This window comes from Mesorhizobium sp. M7D.F.Ca.US.004.03.1.1 (genome assembly GCF_003998635.1).
In the GTDB taxonomy this organism is placed as follows: Bacteria; Pseudomonadota; Alphaproteobacteria; order Rhizobiales; family Rhizobiaceae; genus Mesorhizobium; species Mesorhizobium loti.
This window is the reverse complement of the sequence record NZ_RZQG01001079.1, coordinates 1-1,836: the sequence shown is the minus strand read 5'-3', so window position 1 is coordinate 1,836 and position 1,836 is coordinate 1. Positions and strand designations below refer to the sequence as shown.

The 1,836-nt window shown below is 61.4% G+C and carries 2 protein-coding genes; one reads left to right on the top strand and one right to left on the bottom strand.

What is annotated here, in order from left to right; all coding sequences use genetic code 11:
* Positions 1-1,420 (bottom strand): ATP-binding protein (locus EN935_RS34060; protein WP_127374128.1); only part of this gene is annotated, 1,420 nt, incomplete at its 3' end.
* 75 nt (positions 1,421-1,495) lie between these two features.
* On the opposite strand from EN935_RS34060, the gene EN935_RS34055 reads away from it, so the two are divergent.
* A partial coding sequence (locus EN935_RS34055; RefSeq protein WP_164771610.1) for a thermonuclease family protein occupies positions 1,496-1,836 on the top strand: 341 nt, incomplete at its 3' end.

The window sequence follows — 1,836 nt, the reverse complement described above, 5'->3', positions numbered from 1 at the left end:
GCTTGGAATGAAGTTCGAACTCGCCGCCATGCATGGCAAGCAGGCCCTGCACGATCGGCAGGCCAAGCCCGGTGCCTTGCTCGGCGCTCTTGATGGCGATCGAACCCTGGCCGAAGGCTGAGAGCACCACAGGGATCTCGTCTTCCGGTATGCCCGGGCCATTGTCCTTGACCGACATGTATTGCCCGCCGCCCGCCGTCCAGCCGACGCGGACGCGGATTTCGCCGCCGGTGGCGGTGAATTTTATCGCATTCGACAGAAGGTTGAGCGTGATCTGCCGCACCGCCCGCTCGTCGGCGAACAGGCGTGGCAACTGATGCTCGAAATCCTGGACGACGCGGATATCCTTGTTGCGCGCCCTCAGTTCCATCATGTGACAGCAATCCTCGACGATGTTCAGCAGCATCACCGGCTCTTCATTGAGCTGGTACCGACCGGCCTCGATGCGCGACAGGTCGAGAATCTCATTGATCAGGTCGAGCAGATGCTGGCCGGATTCGTGCACGTCGTGGGCGTAGTCGCGATAGGTGGGATTACTCATCGGTCCCAGCACCTCGTTCGACATCACCTCGGAAAAGCCGAGAATGGCATTGAGCGGCGTGCGCAGTTCGTGGCTCATCGAAGCGAGGAACCGCGATTTCGCCAGATTGGCATCTTCGGCCCGCCGCCGCGCCTCGTCCGACATCGATTTCGCCGTCTCCAGTTCGGCGATCAGCGCATCCTTTTCGGAGCGGAACGACAACACCATCAGGGACGAGCGGTTGAGGTGACGGGCCACATAGGCAAAGAAGGGCAGCGACACGACCAGCAGTCCGGCCATGATCGCCTCAACCGGCATCCATAGCTTGAAGCCGGCATAGGCGTAGAGCGCCACGGGAACGGCAAACGTCGCCAACAGCGCCCCGCCCAGGGATGAGGTCATCACCGCGGTCGCCGCCATGGCGAACAGCAGCACCACGGCTTTGACCAACTGGAACTGGTCGACCTGGCAGGCGCCGCAGCCAAGCCAGACGAACCAGCCCCAGCCGAGACCGCAAAGGAAATGGCAGATCAGGAATTCTCTTCGTGTTTGCAAAGGGTTGAGGTCGGAAGCTTCCGTACGTTCAATACGCCGCGCCATGAAGGCGACGATGGTGTAGCAGGTCAGTGTGAACAGCGCCCAGAGCCCGATTTCGTTGCCGACGCCGGCCAGCCGGCCGGCAGCCGCGATCGCCAGGATGAGAAGCGGGATGGCGATGGCGCCGCTTGTCATTGCGCGGGCGTGGAGCTTCAGCAGTTCGCGATCGAAATCGGGATTGCCGGCCTGCTGCGAAAGACGGTCACGCGTCTTGCGCACCGCGCGCGCCACATCGCTGTTGCGATGAGGTTTCCTGCGGTCCACAATGAACTTGTCCGCTGTGTTCGAGCGTTGCAAGGGCATCAAAACTTCAATTTATGCGAGCAGCGGTTTCCAAGTGTTAAGCTACGTTCGAATGATTAACCAACCGTTTGCCATATGAGCCGATCCTGGTCGCCGAGGCCGCGCCGGCGATACGTTGCGCCACCCAGAAGCCTGTGGCGCCGGCTGGTGGATTACGGGCTTACATCAATCATTCTCGGGCTGCTGATCCTGCTGGCGGCCCGCCTCGACCGGGTTGAAACCCGCAAGACGCAAGGCGTGGCAATCATCAACGACGGCGATTCGATCACGCTTGGCACTGAGCGTATCCGTATGCGAGGCATCGATGCTCCGGAATATACGCAGACCTGCCGCAGGAATGGCGCCGACTATCCCTGCGGCACGCTTGCGCGTCAGTCGCTCGTTCGCCTGATCGCCGGTAAGCCCGTCTCCTGTGC